Origin of the sequence: Mycobacterium sp. 852002-10029_SCH5224772 (genome assembly GCF_001667315.1) — a bacterium.
Classification (GTDB): domain Bacteria; phylum Actinomycetota; class Actinomycetes; order Mycobacteriales; family Mycobacteriaceae; genus Mycobacterium.
This window is the reverse complement of sequence record NZ_LZHT01000055.1, coordinates 1-1,188: the sequence shown is the minus strand read 5'-3', so window position 1 is coordinate 1,188 and position 1,188 is coordinate 1. Positions and strand designations below refer to the sequence as shown.

Sequence of the window (1,188 nt, the reverse complement as noted above, 5' to 3'; positions counted from 1 at the left end):
GGTCGATCAGTTCAACCAGACGATGGTGTTGCAGGCGCCCGCCGGCGTCACCGAGGCCGACGTGGTGGCCGTGTTGCAGGCCTTGCTGGATCGACACGCCATGCTGCGGCTGCGCGTGGACGACCTAGGCGTCGAGGGCGCCGGCGAATGGTCGCTGCAGGTGCCCGAGCCGGGCTCGGTGGATGCCGCCCAGCGGGTCCTCTCGGTCGATGAGCTGTCCGATGCGGCCGTCATCGAGGCCCGGTCGCGGCTGAACCCGGCCGCCGGGGTGATGCTCAGCGCGCTGTGGGTCGCACCCACCCGGCAGCTGGTGCTGATCGTTCACCACCTGGCCGTCGACGGGGTGTCCTGGCGGGTCCTGCTGGAGGACCTCAACATCGCCTGGGGCCAGCACCACCACGGGCAGCCGGTGGCGTTACCCGCGGGCGGCACGTCGTTCGCCCGCTGGGCGGCGCTGCTGGCCGAGCACGCGCAGGCGCCGGCGGTGGTCGAGCAGGCCGACGCCTGGCGGCGCGTGGCGGCGACCCCGCCCGCGCTCCCGGCGGTGCGTCCCGAGCTGGACACCTACGAGGCCGCAGAGAACCTCTCGGTCACGTTGAACGTCGAGACCACACGCGCGCTGCTCGGCGAGGCTCCGGCCGCGTTCCACGCCGGGGTCAACGACGTGCTGCTGGTCGGGTTCGCGCTGGCGTGGGCCGAGTTCCTCAGTCCGCACGTTGCTGCCGGCGCGCCGATCGGCATCGACGTCGAGGGCCACGGCCGCCGCGAGGACCTGGCTGCCGGCGTGGACCTGTCGCGCACCGTGGGCTGGTTCACCACCAAATACCCGGTGGCTTTGAAGGTAGCGGGGCACGCCGGCGGCCTGTCCTGGGCCGACGTCAAGGGCGGCGCCCCGATCCTGGGCGCGCTGATCAAAGAGGCCAAGGAGCAGCTGCGCGCCCTGCCCGACCCGCTGACCTATGGGTTGCTGCGCTACCTGAACGACGAGGTCGACCTCGACGGCTCCGACCCGACGATCGGGTTCAACTACCTCGGCCGGTTGGGCGGCGCCGCGGCCGAGCTGTCCGACGAGCTGTGGCGGATCAGCCGGGACGGGTCGCCGGCCACCGCCGCCAGCACCGCGGTGCCCATGCCGCTGATGCACACCGTCGACCTCAACGCCGGCACCATGGACACCGAGGACGGCCC

General features: G+C 72.6%; 1 protein-coding gene. It reads left to right on the top strand.

The window, feature by feature from the left end:
* On the top strand, positions 1-1,188 hold a 1,188-nt coding region (locus A5775_RS11355), incomplete at both ends, for a condensation domain-containing protein (protein WP_231995152.1).